Source organism: Aquimarina sp. U1-2 (assembly GCF_017897595.1).
Taxonomy (GTDB): Bacteria; Bacteroidota; Bacteroidia; order Flavobacteriales; family Flavobacteriaceae; genus Aquimarina.
The window spans coordinates 113,615-130,087 of sequence record NZ_JAGKIK010000004.1 but is presented as its reverse complement, the minus strand read 5'-3'; the positions used below and the strand labels follow the sequence as shown (position 1 = coordinate 130,087).

Below are 16,473 nucleotides of genomic sequence, written 5' to 3'. Positions count from 1 at the left end.
ATATGGTGTACCCTCAAAAAAGGCACTATATAAAGGTGTATATCCCTCTCGGTAGGGGTTCGAGGCAGCACCAAGGTGGATTGAAACCAATTAAATTTAGGATTATTTTTCGTGATGCTTTATTAACGTATGGATTGAATACGGTCCATGTCTCGTACGAGACATGGACATTCGCAGAGCACAAACTTCAAGGAGCTTGTAACGATCTGAATATGAATCGTAATGTACCGAAAGCAATCATGATTTCATATTTTTTATAGCAAGCGTTTTAATCCGTATCTCTTATTTTGGTTATAATGTCTGTTGTTAAAATCCAGTCAATTCCTTTTTTAGATAAGCCATTCCTTAGCTTTTTGTCTCCAGTCCACAAAGGTGATTCCAATTCAATTGCAAGGGCTATGAAAGGTGTATCAAACTCGTCAATATCTTTGATAAGCTCATAAGCCTTTTCCAATGTAGACGCTCTGATAGACTCCAGATCAATCAGATCAACTTTTTTGAAAATTGTCAGCTGAAGAAAATCAAGTTCCTTTTCTGAAAGCCCAGACAATTTTAATAGTTTCTCGCGATGATTGTTAAGTTCGTCAAGAATAAAACTTGGTGAGTAAAAATCAATTTTGTCAAATGAATTGAGCAAGAGATCGCTAATCTTTCCATTAGTGCTTAGGAGTCCGCTGAAAATTATATTCGTATCGACTACAATTTTCACTTAATGAACCGACTTTTGTTTTTATTCCACCACGTTTTTTTAGATGCTATTACAATTTCGTCGATTTGTTCCTGTGATGCTTTGCTTTTGGATGCTATCTCACGAAATTTCAGATAATCCAAAATGCGCTGAAGACCTATTAAATCAGTCTCAGAAGATAATCGTATAAGTATTTCTTTATTTGTTCTTTCTATATGCATACCTAAATGTACTCAATTTTAATTTTGAACCCAAATTTTGTTTCCAAATGCTTCTTAACAATTAAATAAACCTGCTCTGCGAAGTTTGTAACTTCATAGCCTACCAAGATAAACTTTTCTAAAGTTTTTTATCGCTTTCGAACTGCCTAAGTACATACTCCGGGCTATGATTTTGATCCTTCGAAGTACTTTGTTAAGCCCTTAAATTATTTTGGTTCGGTATGTAAGCAGGATCAATAGGATTATAATAGGAGCAACGAATACCCTACAATATCATCTTTAAGGTTTCGTACGTTTAGTTTCACTACATTTAGCCTATCGATGAAGAACAAGAAAAAAAATACCTCTAGAAAAGCAAAAAAGCCCTGGCCCACCAGTGATGCTATGAAGCAAATCTATGAAAAGAACCTTTGGGGTGGTGATACTGCTGATTTTTATTCGGGGTATGGATCGCACGATCCTGAGATTGTAAATCCGTATATCAATGCGGTTACTTCTTTTCTAACTTCTTTTGAAACACCACTAGTGGTTTGTGATTTAGGTTGTGGGAATTTTAACGTAGGAAAAGAGTTGGTACGGTATACTAAAAAATATATTGCAACCGATATAGTACCAGACCTTATAAAACGTAACAACGAAAAATTTGAAACTACCCATCTAGAATTTAAGTGCCTTGATATTGCTAAAGCCGATTTACCGCATGGCGATTGTGCAATTGTAAGACAGGTACTACAACATCTATCTAATAATGAGGTACAACGTATTTTGGATAAACTCATTCAATTTAAATATATACTCATCACAGAACACCTTCCTGTTGGAGAATTTATACCCAATATTGATATCATTTCAGGACAGGGAACTCGATTAAAAAAGAAAAGTGGTGTAGACGTATTAGCCCCACCCTTTAATTTTAAAGTGAAGGAAGAAAAAGAAATATCGTCTGTTGTTTTAAATGATGGAAAAGGAGTTATTGTAACTACGTTGTATACGATGTTTTGAATGAAGCCTTTTGAATTATACCTGTCATTGCGAGGGACGAAGCAATCTTTTTACAAGGGATAACAGTATCTTTTATATTGAAGAGACTACTTCGTTGTACCTCCTCGTAGTGACAGCGTATTCGTCATTGCGATTCGTCTAAGCGAAGAAGCAATCTTTTTATTAGGAATAGAAATATAGTTTTATAGTATATAGACTACTTCGTTGTACCTCCTCGTAGTGACAGCGTGTTCGTCATTGCGATTCGTCTGAGCGAAAAAGCAATCTTTTTACTAGGAATAGAAATATAGTTTTATAGTAGACAGACTACTTCTTCGAACTTTCTCGTAGTAACGGCGTGTTCGTCATTGCGATTCGCTTAAGCGAAGAAACAATCTTTTTACTTGTAATACAAAAATACACTATCAAGAAAATGAGAATAAAAACTTTAAAAACTTATTCGAATAAATCAGAGCTAAGGTAACGATCCCCTCGATCACAAATGATAGCAACAAGAACACCAGTATTAAGGGTTTCAGCAAGTTTTAATGCTGCTGTAACTGATCCACCGCTACTCATCCCAGAAAACACACCTTCTTCTTTGGCCAGTCTTTTTGCCATGGCTGTGGCTTCTTCCTGACTTACCTCAATTACCTGATCTACTTTAGCAGGGTTAAAAATCTTGGGTAAATAAGCTTTAGGCCATTTTCGGATACCCGGGATTTTAGAATCATCTGTAGGTTGTACCCCTACAATTTGAACCGTTTCAGATTGCTCTTTAAGATACGTAGACGTTCCCATAATGGTACCTGTAGTGCCCATAGAGGATACAAAATGTGTGATTTTACCTTGGGTATCACGCCAAATTTCAGGTCCGGTGGTATTGTAATGCGCTTTCCAGTTATCATCATTAGCAAATTGATTTAACATAATGTAACCTTCATCATGCACTTTGGCTTCAGCGTAGTCTCTTGCACCTTCAATACCATCGGTTGCCGAAGTTAATGTAACCTTTGCCCCATAAGCACGCATGGTTTGTACTCTTTCTTTTGTAGCATTTTCTGGCATTACCAACTCTATATTCAATTTAAAAATACCGGCAATCATAGCCAGAGCAATACCAGTGTTTCCACTAGTGGCTTCAATAAGATGAGTTTCTTTATGAATATCGCCTCTGTCTAAAGCTGATTTGATCATATGATAAGCCGCACGATCTTTTACGCTACCTCCAGGATTGTGTCCTTCTAATTTAAGGTATAAGGTGATATTAGGATTTTTTATTAGAGATTTTGCTTTGATTAAAGGCGTATTTCCAATCAGATCTAAAATACTATGCGACATTAAATAACTTTTTTAATTTTTATTTCTGAAGTGTTTGAAATAATAGAATTCTCGGGCACCGATGCAGTGATCCATGTATTACCACCAATAGTACTATTGGCACCTATGACCGTGTTTCCGCCTAGAATCGTGGCATTGGCATAAATAGTTACATTATCTTCTACCGTAGGATGTCGTTTTACATTACGCAATTTGCGATCCACATAGAGCCCGCCTAAGGTTACTCCCTGATATATTTTTACATGATCTTTAATGATTACCGTTTCGCCGATTACAATCCCGGTAGCATGATCTATAAAGAAAGAATCCCCTATTTCTGCTCCTGGATTGATATCGGTACCGGTTAAACGATGTGCATATTCAGTCATTAGTCTAGGTACCAGAGGCAAACCGAATTTTAGTAACTCATGACTTAATCTATAAATTGCGATAGCATAAAAGCCCGGATATGCCATGTATATTTCTTCTATGGAGTTCGCTGCCGGATCGCTTTTTAAAAATGCCTGGGCATCTCGGTTTAATTTTTCCAGAATTTCTGGTAAGGTCTCGAGATATGCCTGCCATAGCTTACTACAAGGTTTTTCAGTTTCCCAACAAGCAAGGTTAATGAGTTCTTCAAAAGTTTTTTCGAGTAGATCAATATGTTTAGCTACCTCTGTATCCGTATCAAACAGTGTATAAAACAATAGTTTTGTAAAATACTCAGTTCTTTCCTTTACTTTTAGCCTTAAATTTGGATTCTTCTTCTGCTCTTCTATTTGAGCGATAATTAGATCTCTCGCCTTGTTCATTAGTACAGTTTTGAAAACTCTAGTAAATATATAGAATATAAAGTATAAATGTCTGAAGAAGTTCTTAATACTTACATCTTCTGTTTATAAAGTTCTACTAAAAATATCCTGCAAATAGGTACGTATTTATTGTATAAGTTTGAATATCTAACATGATTCCTCGTCATCCTGAATTTATTTCAGGATCCCATGAAACTGATCTTATATATATAAATGAGAGGCTGAAACAAGCCTGTGCTGAACTCGTTTCAGTATTCAGCTTGACGTAAACCGTTTAGGTTAAATTACGGATGTTCATATAAAATTTTAAGTTTTACATTCTACATGACACTATCCCATTTCTCACATTCATAATTCTGAATTTTGAATTCTGAATTAAAAAACACCTCCCTTGCCCTCCTCAAGGAGGGAATCTCTCTTATATACTTTCTTAATACTTTGTACTTTTACATTTTTATTTTAAATATTGATTGTCCGTTATTATATCTAAAATTTAAGTTAGAAGTCATCCTGAATTTAGTTCAGGATCTCATAAAACTGATCCCATGTATACAAATGAGAAGCTGAAACGAATCTAGAGAAACTCGTTTTATACCAGTTCTATTTTAAAATTGCTCAAATAAGAAGCAGTCATTTTTTCTCTACATCATCACGAACGGAGTCTCGAGAGGTTATTGCGAAAAATCAGTGGAATTGACGCTTATTATCACTTTTTTCTTCAAAATGAATAACGAAAACAATCTGTATAGCGCTACTCAATATGCAACTTCTTCAAATCAGAGTAACTGATATATATCATACTATTTTATACAAAACGATAATAACTTTGAGAAATAACTTAAAATTTTTAATGTGAGGGCGTAGCCGTTACATACGTTCTCAATTTTTTAATTATTTAGTTTTCAATAAATTAAAAACATTTAAACGTATGAAAAAAAATATTCCGGTTTCTGAAATTATGACGTCAGATGTTATTACACTTAATAGTACAAACGGATTAGAAACAGCCGAAATGCTATTTAAAACCCATAAAATAAGACATATCCCGGTGGTTAAGGGAGATACAATTGTAGGTATGTTAAGTTATACTGACTTACTTAGAATTAGTTTTGCAGATAGTATTAACGAACGTGAGAACGAGGTGGATGCGGCGGTATACGAAATGTTGACTATCGAACAAATAATGGTCAAAAATATAATAAGTGTCACCTCCAATACAACTATTAAAGAAGTTGCAGAAATTTTGTCTAAAAACGAATTTCATGCATTATCTGTAGTAGATGCCAACAAACTTTCTGGTATTGTAACCACTACAGATTTAATCAATTATCTTCTTCAACAATTCTAGATAGGTTTTTAAACGTTATCTACAAGTAGAATGAATAGATGTATGAGATATACTAATATGTTTTTTGATTGAAATGTGAGAAAAACTTAGATTCTAATTGCTGTATTTAGTACTTTAGAATAAAAGTTAATCCTATGAGTACTATACCAAAATCGGTATTCGAATTTTTAAAAAAGTTGAAAAGAAACAATCACAGAGATTGGATGACCGAAAATAAGAAAGAGTATCAAACCAATGAAAAAGCCTTAAAAATATTTTATGCATCGGTTGCAGAACGGCTTAATGAGAAAGATGAGATTGAAAAAACAAAGATTTTTAGAATTAACCGCGATATTCGATTCAGTAAAGATAAAACGCCATATAATGTTCATCGAAGTGCCAGTTTTAGTAGGGCAGGAGTACATCGAAGAGGGGCCTACTATTTACGGTTAGAACCGGGAAATTCTATGATGGCTGGTGGTTTTTTTGCTCCAGAACCTGCTGATTTATTTAGAATTCGAAAAGAATTTGAGACCGATGATCGGGAAATTCGAGAACTATTGGCTCATTCAGAATTTAAAAACGTCTTTGATGGGTTTAATACAGAGTATCAGGTAAAAACTGCTCCAAAAGGTTTTAGCAAAGCACATCCCGCAATAGATCTTATAAGAAATAAGTCTTTTTTCGTTTCTCACAACTATAGTGATAAAGAAGTGCTTTCTCCTCAATTTTTAGATATTCTTATACAGCATTATGAATTATTAAGACCGTTCTTTGATTATATGAGTGATGTATTAACTACAGATCTAAATGGTGTGTCTTTAATCGATTGATTTATAACTATAACTCGTTTGTACATGTCTAATTTTTTGAATGTACAAACGAGTTATAGTTAGTTGATAGTTGATGGTTGTAAGTCTAATGGGCTACAATGAGCTGAAACTTCGAGAGTATTAGTAATAGAATAACTATACAGCATGATAGAATCAACGACATTTGTTTTAAGATCATGATGCTAAAAAATTCTATTTATTAAATCTGACTTAAACCACCATCTACTTCGAGCTCGACACCATTGATATAAGAAGCATCATCTGAAGCTAAGAATAGGGCTGTTTTCGCGATCTCTTCTGAAGCGCCAAAACGCCCAAGTGGTACTTGCTCTGCAAATCCCTTGCCCATTTCTTCTATCACATCATCTGGCAATCCCATTTTATCATAAATTGGAGTGTCAATCGGACCTGGAGCGATAGAATTTACTCTTATTTTTCGACTTTTCACTTCAGCAGTAAGTACTCTTTGATAAGCGCGTAAAGCACCTTTGCTCGCAGAATATACCCCTAGTCCGTCAAACCCTTTTTGTGTAACTACCGAATTGGTAAATAGTATGGTTCCTTCGTCTTTTAAATACGGTAGTGCTTCTTTTACAGCTAAGATCGGACCTTTAACATTGATATCGAAAACATGATTATAATGTTCTTCGGTAATATCTTGGGTTGGGGTCGGTGGGGCTACTCCGGCATTTAAAAACAGAATATCAATATGACCATACGTATCAATAGCTTTTTGTATGAGTATCGTATTGTCACCCGGTTTAGCAACATCTGCCTTTACCGTAATAAAATCTCCATTGAGATTCTTTGCAGCTTCATCGAGAGCTTCTTGACGTCTTCCCGACACTACTACTTTTGCGCCTTCTTGTAAAAATAATTTTGCTGTTGCCAATCCTATACCACTATTGGCACCCGTAATTACAGCTACTTTGTTTTCTAGTTTTTTCATACTATAAAATATATAAAATTTATTTGAAACAATCGTTTCATATTAAAATAAAAAAAATTAGTTCAGTACTTTTAAAATGGTATGTATAACATTTTCTAGCGCTGTTTTATCCGTATTTAAAATACCTGTCATTCGTAATCCTTGAATAGAAGAGAACAAATACAACGCATATTGAGACGCTGTTTGGTCTTGGTTGAAGATTTTTTCCATTTGGCCGTTATAAACAATATCCTCAAGCATAGCCAAAGTTTGCTCTTGATTTTTATCTATAAAAGACGTAATTAAGGGCTCCTGATTCGCCATTTCAGATTTACAGTTAATTAATAAACAACCTTTTTTTTCATGATCATTAAGAATACTATCCAAATACATATTGAAAATAACCAATAACGCATCTTTTGCATTGTGAGTATGCACTAATTTTTTTGCCATGTTATCGCTATTGGTGGTTTGATAATGCGATAGTACTTCTAAAAATAACATGAGCTTACTTCCAAATGAATTGTAAATGCTAGAACGATTCAAAGAAGTTGCATCTACCAAGTCTTGCATAGAAGTACCATTGTATCCTTTATTATGAAATACATGGGTAGCTTTCTGTAATACTTCTTTTCTATTAAAAGTTTCTACTTTTGGCATGGTATTGAAATGATCATTTCAAAAATAGGTAATTTTTTTCACCATAATGTTATTAAAATCATAAATGTATCTGTTTTTTACGATTTCAAAACACTTAATTGCTCAAGACGCTATCTTTAAGCGCGGCGAATAGACACTTAAAGCTCTAAATCAACTTTAACAACAAAATAGTCACTTCAGCCATTAGTTAAATCTATAGAAGTGAACTGGTTTAAACTTTTTTGATTTAGGCGAAAAATGAAGGTTTTGTGCTTAAATGAAGTGATTTTTTACTTGCATAGCGGCGCTACGGAAGTCAAAAATTATGAAATATAAGGGCAAAACAGCATTTTTTTAGCAAATTGGAAAAAGTTTAAACCAGTTCAGTAACACAAAACTAAATGATACGTTTAATCACTCTTAAATTATGCGTATATGCTCTTTTTTCGGCATTATAAATACCAGTATGATCTATGCGGTCTACGCGCACTTTTCCATGTGCATGAATAATATGATTATCTTGTAGCATCATACCAACGTGAGTAATGGCACCTTCTTCATTATCAAAAAAGGCCAGATCACCCGGATCACTCTCTTCGATGAAACTTAAAACTTCCCCTTGTGTAGCTTGTTGTGAAGCATCTCGCAATAATTTATGACCGTTTAATTTATACACCATTTGCGTGAAACCACTACAGTCAATACCAAAACTTGTCTTACCACCCCATAAATAGGGTGCATTAAGGTATAGAAACGCTGTATCGATAAGATGTTCTTTAGATCGCTTTTTTGTAAGTGTATGTCCGTCGTAGGTATGGTTGAAAAATTCTAATGCTCCTAGTGAGGCTCCTAAAGGAATAGCAAGTAATTGATCCTGAGAGCAGTTTACAAATTCAACCAAATCACCAGAAAAACAAATTTCCTTTTGATCCAAATTATGATACTGTGTTTCTGTTATTTCGAGATATTGTTTGTTATCTATCCAACCTTCGTATTGATCGTACGCCAGACGAATTTTGCTCCATTTTTTTTGTGGCTCCAGAACTTTAAAATGTTCTCCATAAAATACTTGAGAAACCATTTCACTTGGGTCACTAGGTCCTGCACGTAAAGGAACAATACTAAGATTGCAAATACCGTATTGCATGATAAAGATACTATCTATTCATTAATAATTTGTTGGTAAAAGTTTCGTTTACAGTTATCAAGAGTCATTCAATCAGAATTTTATAAAAACCTGAGATGATATTTCTTACATCCTTTATATAATGTATGATGACTAAACGCGCTCGATAACCATAGCAGACGCACCACCACCACCATTACAAATTGCGGCTGCTCCAATTTTAGCTTTGTTTTGTTCTAGAACGTTCATCAAAGTAATCAAAATTCGCACGCCAGAGCATCCAAGGGGATGACCTAAAGAAACAGCACCACCATTAACATTTGTATTTTTGTCACTAAGTCCCAAAATTTTAAGGTTAGCCAGTCCAACTACAGAGAAAGCTTCATTAAATTCATAAAAATCAACATCATCCAAAGTGATTCCCGCTTTTTCTATAGCTAGCGGTAACGCTTTTGCGGGCGCTGTGGTAAACCATTTGGGTTCTTGAGCAGCATCAGCATAACTTTTAATTTTTACTAGCGGAGTCAAACCCAGCTCTTTGGCCTTATCGGCACTCATTACAACTACTGCACCGGCACCATCATTAATAGTAGAAGCATTGGCTGCAGTAACAGTACCATCTTTACTAAAAGCAGGGCGTAACGATGGTATTTTTTCCATCTTTACGTTTTTAAATTCTTCGTCTTCGGTGACTAGTATAGGTTCGCCTCGACGCTGAGGAACTGCTACAGGTACTACTTCGTTGTCAAACTTTCCATCTGCCCAGGCTTTTGTGGATCTTTTATAAGATTGTATAGCAAATGCATCTTGATCTTCTCTGCTAAACTGATATTCTGTCGCACACAAATCTGCACAAACCCCCATTGCTTGTTCATCATAAGCATCTACCAAACCATCTCTTTGCATACCGTCTTCTAACGTTTGCGGTCCAAATTTATGACCGGCTCTTAAACGAACATAATGCGGAATCATACTCATATTCTCCATACCTCCGGCAATAACAATATCTGCATCGCCTAACGCAATGGTCTGAGCGGCATGCATCACAGCTTTCATCCCACTTGCGCATACTTTATTGACCGTTGTACAGGGTACAGTATCACTAATTCCTGCAGCCAAAGCTGCTTGTCTTGCAGGAGCCTGCCCGTTTCCTGCTTGTACAACATTGCCCATAAAAACTTCCTGCACAAGCGACGGGTCGAGATTAATTTTATCTAAAGCACCTTTTATAGCTGTGGCACCAAGTGTAGTGGCAGGTACAGAAGATAAACTTCCTAAAAAACTGCCAATTGGGGTTCTCGCAGCAGATACGATTACAACTTCTTTACTCATTATATATCTTTTTTAAATGTGTGTATTGTTTGCGCGAATTTAAGAATTTTCTAAGGATATATGATGGTTGAAGGTTGATTGTTGATTGGAATTAGTACTTTTGAAAAACCATATATAACCGCTTTGAGAAGTTTTTTAGATAAAATATATAGACAGAAGTCTACGATATATAAAGTATTTCTTTTTATATGCACAGCTACATTAATTGTGTATCTGTTTCCTAAAGGAGGAATTTTTAAATACGAATTCTCTAAAGGTAAACCGTGGCAATATGAAAACCTATATGCTCCTTTTGATTTTGCTATAGCCAAGACTGAAGAAGAGATAGCCGCCGAAAAAAAACGGATTACCGATAATATCATTCCTTATTTTGAATATGACACCATAATTGCCAATAGGGCTAAAGATTTATATGACGAAGCTTTTGCAACCAATCTTGAAACGCTACAACAAAGCAATGCTAAAACTAAAGCCAAACTTTTTGGAAGAATTTTACTTAATGACATTTACAGGTACGGCGTATTACAAGAGGTGTATCCTTATAATAAAAAGAGACAGATATTCTTGAATAGGGGAAATACAGCAGAAGCTATAACGTTTGGTCAAATACTAACTCCAGATGCTGTTACAAAAATTATAAGCTCTAGAATCGACAAAAGCGAATATGTAAAGTTTAAGAGCGGGTTTGTAGCCCTTTTCTTTGATCTTGTTAAACCTAACGTAAGATTGAATGATAAATTAACAGAAAGCACTCTGGAAAACGAGCTTGCTCAAGTGCTTACCACTCGAGGAGGTGTCTCTCGCGGAAGCAGAATTATAGCCAAAGGTGAAGTAGTAGAGGGGGATAAACTACAAATTTTGAATTCTCTTAAAGCTGAATATGAGTCTCAGGTATGGAGTGATAAAAATTTTTATTGGGTTGTATTAGGGTATTGTCTTTTGGTCTCTTTGGCACTTATGATGTTACTCTTGTTCATAAGAAAGTATAGAAAAGAAGTTTATGAACATAATGCCCAGGTAACTTTTATCTTTTTCAATATCATAGTTTTGGTGTTCATCACCACATTAGTAGTGAAGTATAAATCTGATTATATTTATGTAGTGCCACTATGTATGTTACCGTTAGTACTCAAAGCTTTCTTTGATTCTAGATTAGGGCTGTTTACACATGTGGTGACGGTATTGATTTTAGGATTTGTAGTTCCTAATAGTTATGAGTATACTTTTTTACAAATTATTGCAGGTATTGTTACCATTCTTACAATTTCAGAATCCTTTAGAAGAGCTAACCTTTTTCTTTCTGTAGGTCAGATTACGATTATTTACATCATAGCTTACATTGCCTTTCATATTATTCATGAAGGAAGCATAAGTAATATTGATTGGACTACTGTTGTTCTATTTGTTATAAGTGGATTTGCTACATTAATTGTACATCCTTTGATTTATGCGTATGAAAAGCTTTTTGGTTTAATCTCAGACGTTTCTTTATTAGAATTGAGTGATACCAATTCAGTATTATTAAAAGAATTATCAAATAAAGCGCCGGGAACGTTTCATCATTCGCTTAACGTCGCTAATATCGCCGAAGCTGCGGCAAACGAAATAGGGGCGAATGCTATGTTAGTAAGAGTGGGTGCATTGTACCACGACATCGGAAAAATGGTAAATCCTACTTATTTTACCGAAAATCAATCGGCTTCTGGCAATGCCCACGATGTTTTATCCCCCAAAGAAAGCGCAAGAATTATTATTAATCATGTAATTAGAGGTGTAGAAGTCGCAAAAAAGTATAAATTACCAGATCGGGTAATTGATTTTATAAGAACTCATCATGGGACCAGTTCTGTCTATTATTTTTATTCGAAAGAAAAAGAAAGTAATGAAAATGCTAATATCGAAGATTTTAAATACCCGGGCCCTAAACCTTTTTCTAAAGAAACCGCCATATTAATGATGAGCGATAGCGTAGAAGCAGCTTCGAAAAGCCTAAAAAATCCAACAAGTAGCCTTATTGATGCTTTTGTAGAAAAAATCGTAGCCAAACAAATGGAAGATGATCAATTTATCAATGCAAACATCACTTTCAAAGAAATTCAGCAAATTAAAAAAGTATTCAAACGCAAGCTTACTAATATTTACCACTTGCGAATAGAATATCCCGAGTAATCGTAGCAGTTATTTACACATTTGAACTTTAGTTAAATTTTTATTGATTGTCCGTTATTATACCTAAAATCTAACTGAGAAGTCATCCTGAATTCATTTCAGGATTTCATGAAGTTTATTTTCAGTACATTGAGAAGAGAAGCTGAAACGAGTTCAGCTTGGCGCAAACCGTTTAGGTTAAACCCGCTTTATACATTAGAAAATCTATTGCGGCTTTAAACTGCTGCAAAACCAAGCACTACGTTGTATTTTTAAGTTTCACCGTAGCGATGCTATGCTGAAACTTAGAAAACACTTGGTTTTATGGCATTTTCAACCCTCATAACGAAATTCTAATGCATAAACCGGGTTAAATTACAAATATTTGTCATTTTTTTTCTTACTCACATACTCACATACTCACATACTCACATACTCAAGTACTCAAATACTTCCTATCCATCCAAAAGGTGCCAAAAGGAATAATGGAGCAAAGAAGTACGATCCATAAAGTTTTAGTATCCCATTGTTTTTCTTGTCGAATAACAAAAGTAAATACAATGTAGAGTAAAAACAAAATACCATGAGCCATACCAATAACTTTATTAGGTTCTGGTGATTCGAAGATATATTTTAAGGGCATAGTTACAAACAAAATTAGTATATAAGAAATACCTTCTAAATAGCTAATTATTCTAAAACTGGTGATCATAAATTTATAAGATTACATTATTGTTATGATGAATAGTTTAACCCGCTTTACGCATTAGAAAATCTATTACGGCTTTAAACTGCTGCAAAACCAAACACTGCGTTGTATTTTTAAGTTTCACCGTAGCGGTGCTATGCTGAAACTTAGAAAACACTTCCAACGCAACATCTCGCCCAAAGCAATGCTTTGTCGTGGTATTTTCAACCCTCATTACGAAATTCTAATGCATAAACCGGGTTTAATTCGAAGATTTCCAAATTAAAATAGGGTATAGCTGATAGTAGATGATCAAAAATATCTGCCATAATCTTTTCATAGTTCTTCCAGACTTTGTCATTGCTAAAGGCATAGATTTCTAAGGGAATACCTTGAGCCGTAGGTTCTAGTTGTCTACTCATAATTGTCATTTTTTGATTGATATAGGGGTGGTTTTCTAAGTAGGCTTCAACATACTTTCTAAAAACCCCCATATTGGTTAAATTTCTACCGTTAATGAGAATTTCTTTATCTACATGATGCTCGGTATTATATAGATCAATATCCTGCTGAATTTTTTCTAAATATTCTTGGATAAGTGCCACTTTTTTCAGCTTGGTAACATGCTCTTGTGTTAAAAATGAAATACTTGATGTTTTAATAAGGAGCGACCTTTTTATTCTTCTTCCTCCTGAATCCATCATACCACGCCAATTTCTAAAAGAATCTGTAGTAAGATAATAGGTAGGTATGGTAGTAATGGTTTTATCAAAATTTTGAACCTTAACTGAAGATAAATTTATTTCCACAACATCCCCATCAGCACCGTATTTTTCCATTGTGATCCAATCTCCAATTCTTACAGTATCGTTTACAGCAACCTGCACACTGGCTACAAAACCAAGAATAGTATCCTTAAAGATTAATAAAATAACAGCCGACATAGCACCCAGCGCGGTAAGAAAAGTCCATATTGGTTTTCCTGTAATCGATGAGAATATCAAAATTGCACCTATAGACCATGCAAATATCATAAATACCTGTACGTAGCTATCGATAGGTTTGTCTTTAAACGATTTTAGTGATTTTAAAAAGTCTCTAAGTGTTCTTAATATACTTCTAACAATCCAAATTACTAGAATGATTGCCATGATATCAAATAACAATTCTAGGTACTTTTCTGCAGTAGGAAATGCAATAAACAACTCGGGTAAAATCCAAATGATTAGTGATAGCGGAACGATATGGGCGAGATGATCAAAAGTTTTATTCTTCACCAAATAATCATCAAAAGTATTTTTAGATCTTTCAGCATACGCCTCAAATACCGTAACAAATACTTTTCTAACTACGCGGTCTATCACAAAAAGAACTATGGCCAAAATAGTAATATCGATAGCGATATTAAGATATTCAGCAATAGTTTCAGAAAAACCATACGATAAAAAAAGATCGTAAAAATAGCGAGTTAATTCTTTCATCAAAACGGATACTAATTTTTGGCAAAATTAAGTTACTTACGTGTGATTGAGAAATAAAACAAGTAAAATGCGCAGCTAGCTCGATATAAATATCAAAGCTTTTCCTATGAAAATTTATGTTATTTTATATAGATTTTGCTATATTTTCTAAAATTAGCCAATCTTCTAGGTAGTCGTTTGTGTGATTCTTAGGAATACTCTTATCTTTGCATTCTGAAAAATTGAGACGAGAACGATGTCTCGAAATATGATTTGGTTATTATTATGAAAGCAGGAATTGTAGGATTACCAAATGTTGGGAAATCAACATTGTTTAATTGTCTCTCAAACGCGAAAGCTCAAAGTGCAAATTTTCCTTTTTGTACAATAGAACCTAATGTAGGTGTAGTTAACGTCCCCGATGTAAGACTCGAAAAACTTGAAGAACTTGTCGAACCTGAGCGTGTCATCCCGGCAACCGTAGAGATTGTAGATATCGCAGGTTTGGTAAAGGGAGCCAGTAAAGGCGAAGGGCTGGGAAATCAATTTCTAGGTAATATCCGCGAGACTGATGCCATCATACATGTATTGCGTTGTTTTGATAGTGAAAATATAGTTCATGTTGATGGTTCTGTTGATCCTATTCGAGATAAGGAAACCATAGATATTGAACTTCAGCTTAAAGACTTAGAAAGTGTAGAAAAGAAATTAGATAAAGTAAAACGTGCTGCAAAAACGGGTAACAAAGAGGCTCAAAAAGAACAAGAGATTTTACTTCAAATAAAAGAAGGTCTAGAATCAGGCACCTCGGTTAGAGCCATTGATATTTCAAACGATGATCGACAGGCATATGTTAAATCGTTACAATGCCTTACCGATAAGCCTGTGCTTTACGTTTGCAATGTCGACGAAGCTTCTGCAGTTAATGGCAATGCGTATGTGGATCAGGTTAAAAAAGCAGTGGCACCAGAAAATGCAGAGGTTATTGTGTTAGCCGTTGGTACCGAGGCAGATATCACAGAGCTTGACAGTTATGAAGAAAGACAATTATTTTTACAAGACATGGGCTTGCAGGAGCCCGGCGCTTCTGTTTTAATTCGAGCTGCATACAAATTATTAAATCAACAAACGTATTTCACTGCCGGAGTAAAAGAGGTACGGGCATGGACTGTAACTATTGGGGCTACCGCACCGCAAGCCGCAGGCGTTATTCATACCGATTTTGAAAAAGGTTTTATTAGAGCCGAAGTGATCCAATACGAAGATTTTGTACATTACGGTAGTGAAGCCAAAGCTAGAGAGGCTGGAAAGTTAGGAGTAGAAGGAAAAAATTATGTCGTAAACGATGGAGACGTAATGCATTTCTTGTTCAATGTATAATTTGCAGGAATTGATACTTTTCTATCAGATTTGGCTTTATACTACAAAAGAGATGGAATGTGTAAACAGGGTATTTGGAAACTATTTTTTATAAGGCAACCCTAGAAGCATTTAAATCTCCGTTATCGGGTACATTTTTACTGAAAACCTCTATTGAACCTAAGAAAAAAAAGTTTCGTTTATAGAAAATATAGAACCATAAATTGATTTACACTTTTTTGATTTAGGCAGGATCGACCAGTAGGAAGGTTCTAGATGGTGCGATTGCGAAAGGTTTTGTGCTTAGATGAAGTAATTTTTTACTTGCATAGCGCTACGAAAGTCAAAAATTATATAATATAAAGGCAAAATAGCTTTTTTTAGCAAATTGAAAAAAGTTTAAACCAGTTCTATAAAAGATATCCATATAATTTTAATCTTTTTTGATGTTTTTTTATTAAATTCAATTTATATTTAAATCTCATGTACTTGAGGGTATAAATTTTCAATCACAGTATTCCACAACATTGAGGGATACTTAAAATTTATAATTTGGGGGCCTTAAGAATAATAATACTGCTGTATTTCATTATAGGAAATTCGCACCCGGT

Annotated in this window: 15 protein-coding genes; 5 read left to right on the top strand and 10 right to left on the bottom strand. The window is 34.6% G+C overall.

The genetic code is table 11. From position 1 onward, the window contains the following. Positions 1-268: 268 nt before the first annotated feature. A complete protein-coding gene (locus tag J8281_RS07255; RefSeq protein ID WP_210196950.1) occupies positions 269-709 on the bottom strand; it encodes a PIN domain-containing protein in 441 nt (146 codons plus the stop codon). Then, positions 706-909: a hypothetical protein gene (locus J8281_RS07250; RefSeq protein ID WP_210196949.1), complete on the bottom strand. Its 204-nt coding sequence runs from the start codon at positions 907-909 to the stop codon at positions 706-708. The genes J8281_RS07255 and J8281_RS07250 overlap by 4 nt, the downstream gene beginning before the upstream one ends. A gap of 321 nt (positions 910-1,230) precedes the next feature. Here J8281_RS07250 and J8281_RS07245 point away from each other — a divergent pair, with 321 nt between their 5' ends. Then, a complete protein-coding gene (locus J8281_RS07245) occupies positions 1,231-1,911 on the top strand; it encodes a class I SAM-dependent methyltransferase (protein ID WP_210196948.1) in 681 nt (226 codons plus the stop codon). A gap of 435 nt (positions 1,912-2,346) precedes the next feature. Here J8281_RS07245 and cysM read toward each other — a convergent pair whose 3' ends face one another. After that, the gene (gene cysM / locus J8281_RS07240; protein ID WP_210196947.1) at positions 2,347-3,231 is read right to left on the bottom strand and encodes a cysteine synthase CysM; all 885 of its coding nucleotides are present in this window, start codon (positions 3,229-3,231) and stop codon (positions 2,347-2,349) included. Continuing rightward, on the bottom strand, positions 3,231-4,022 hold the full coding sequence (gene epsC, locus J8281_RS07235) for a serine O-acetyltransferase EpsC (RefSeq protein ID WP_210196946.1): 792 nt from the start codon (positions 4,020-4,022) through the stop codon (positions 3,231-3,233). Before epsC ends, cysM begins: the two co-directional genes overlap by 1 nt. A gap of 928 nt (positions 4,023-4,950) precedes the next feature. On the opposite strand from epsC, the gene J8281_RS07230 reads away from it, so the two are divergent. Further along, positions 4,951-5,370 carry a CBS domain-containing protein gene (locus tag J8281_RS07230; RefSeq protein WP_210196945.1) on the top strand — a complete coding sequence of 140 codons (420 nt, stop codon included), beginning with the start codon at positions 4,951-4,953 and terminating at the stop codon, positions 5,368-5,370. Between the two features lie 134 nt (positions 5,371-5,504). Continuing rightward, the gene (locus J8281_RS07225) at positions 5,505-6,182 is read left to right on the top strand and encodes a DUF2461 domain-containing protein (protein ID WP_210196944.1); all 678 of its coding nucleotides are present in this window, start codon (positions 5,505-5,507) and stop codon (positions 6,180-6,182) included. A 199-nt stretch (positions 6,183-6,381) separates the two neighbouring features. Here the strand turns inward: J8281_RS07225 and J8281_RS07220 are convergent, their stop codons facing one another. The 4 genes from J8281_RS07220 to J8281_RS07205 form a co-directional block, all read right to left on the bottom strand. Beyond that, positions 6,382-7,131 carry an SDR family NAD(P)-dependent oxidoreductase gene (locus J8281_RS07220; RefSeq protein ID WP_210196943.1) on the bottom strand — a complete coding sequence of 250 codons (750 nt, stop codon included), beginning with the start codon at positions 7,129-7,131 and terminating at the stop codon, positions 6,382-6,384. A 57-nt stretch (positions 7,132-7,188) separates the two neighbouring features. Further along, on the bottom strand, positions 7,189-7,770 hold the full coding sequence (locus J8281_RS07215) for a TetR/AcrR family transcriptional regulator (protein ID WP_210196942.1): 582 nt from the start codon (positions 7,768-7,770) through the stop codon (positions 7,189-7,191). Positions 7,771-8,146: 376 nt separating this feature from the next. Further along, positions 8,147-8,896, bottom strand: a complete 750-nt coding sequence (locus J8281_RS07210) for a C40 family peptidase (RefSeq protein ID WP_210196941.1) — start codon at positions 8,894-8,896, stop codon at positions 8,147-8,149. Between the two features lie 132 nt (positions 8,897-9,028). Further along, complete coding sequence (locus J8281_RS07205; protein ID WP_210196940.1) at positions 9,029-10,207, bottom strand: acetyl-CoA C-acyltransferase; 1,179 nt, start codon at positions 10,205-10,207, stop codon at positions 9,029-9,031. Between the two features lie 123 nt (positions 10,208-10,330). Between J8281_RS07205 and J8281_RS07200 the strand changes: the two genes are divergently transcribed. Beyond that, positions 10,331-12,376, top strand: a complete 2,046-nt coding sequence (locus J8281_RS07200) for an HD family phosphohydrolase (RefSeq protein WP_210196939.1) — start codon at positions 10,331-10,333, stop codon at positions 12,374-12,376. A gap of 415 nt (positions 12,377-12,791) precedes the next feature. Here the strand turns inward: J8281_RS07200 and J8281_RS07195 are convergent, their stop codons facing one another. After that, a complete protein-coding gene (locus tag J8281_RS07195) occupies positions 12,792-13,067 on the bottom strand; it encodes a DUF3817 domain-containing protein (RefSeq protein ID WP_210196938.1) in 276 nt (91 codons plus the stop codon). 200 nt (positions 13,068-13,267) lie between these two features. Then, positions 13,268-14,524 (bottom strand): mechanosensitive ion channel family protein, encoded by a 1,257-nt coding sequence (locus J8281_RS07190; protein ID WP_210196937.1) that lies wholly within the window; start codon positions 14,522-14,524, stop codon positions 13,268-13,270. A gap of 264 nt (positions 14,525-14,788) precedes the next feature. Between J8281_RS07190 and ychF the strand changes: the two genes are divergently transcribed. Then, positions 14,789-15,883, top strand: a complete 1,095-nt coding sequence (gene ychF, locus J8281_RS07185) for a redox-regulated ATPase YchF (protein ID WP_210196936.1) — start codon at positions 14,789-14,791, stop codon at positions 15,881-15,883. Positions 15,884-16,473: the final 590 nt, after the last annotated feature.

Coding starts and splice junctions, on each gene's coding strand:
- J8281_RS07250 (WP_210196949.1), bottom strand. CDS start 909: ATGCATATAGAAAGAACAAATAAAGAAATACTTATACGATTATCTTCT.
- J8281_RS07245 (WP_210196948.1), top strand. CDS start 1,231: ATGAAGAACAAGAAAAAAAATACCTCTAGAAAAGCAAAAAAGCCCTGG.
- cysM (WP_210196947.1), bottom strand. CDS start 3,231: ATGTCGCATAGTATTTTAGATCTGATTGGAAATACGCCTTTAATCAAA.
- epsC (WP_210196946.1), bottom strand. CDS start 4,022: ATGAACAAGGCGAGAGATCTAATTATCGCTCAAATAGAAGAGCAGAAG.
- J8281_RS07230 (WP_210196945.1), top strand. CDS start 4,951: ATGAAAAAAAATATTCCGGTTTCTGAAATTATGACGTCAGATGTTATT.
- J8281_RS07225 (WP_210196944.1), top strand. CDS start 5,505: ATGAGTACTATACCAAAATCGGTATTCGAATTTTTAAAAAAGTTGAAA.
- J8281_RS07220 (WP_210196943.1), bottom strand. CDS start 7,131: ATGAAAAAACTAGAAAACAAAGTAGCTGTAATTACGGGTGCCAATAGT.
- J8281_RS07215 (WP_210196942.1), bottom strand. CDS start 7,770: ATGCCAAAAGTAGAAACTTTTAATAGAAAAGAAGTATTACAGAAAGCT.
- J8281_RS07210 (WP_210196941.1), bottom strand. CDS start 8,896: ATGCAATACGGTATTTGCAATCTTAGTATTGTTCCTTTACGTGCAGGA.
- J8281_RS07205 (WP_210196940.1), bottom strand. CDS start 10,207: ATGAGTAAAGAAGTTGTAATCGTATCTGCTGCGAGAACCCCAATTGGC.
- J8281_RS07195 (WP_210196938.1), bottom strand. CDS start 13,067: ATGATCACCAGTTTTAGAATAATTAGCTATTTAGAAGGTATTTCTTAT.
- J8281_RS07190 (WP_210196937.1), bottom strand. CDS start 14,524: ATGAAAGAATTAACTCGCTATTTTTACGATCTTTTTTTATCGTATGGT.
- ychF (WP_210196936.1), top strand. CDS start 14,789: ATGAAAGCAGGAATTGTAGGATTACCAAATGTTGGGAAATCAACATTG.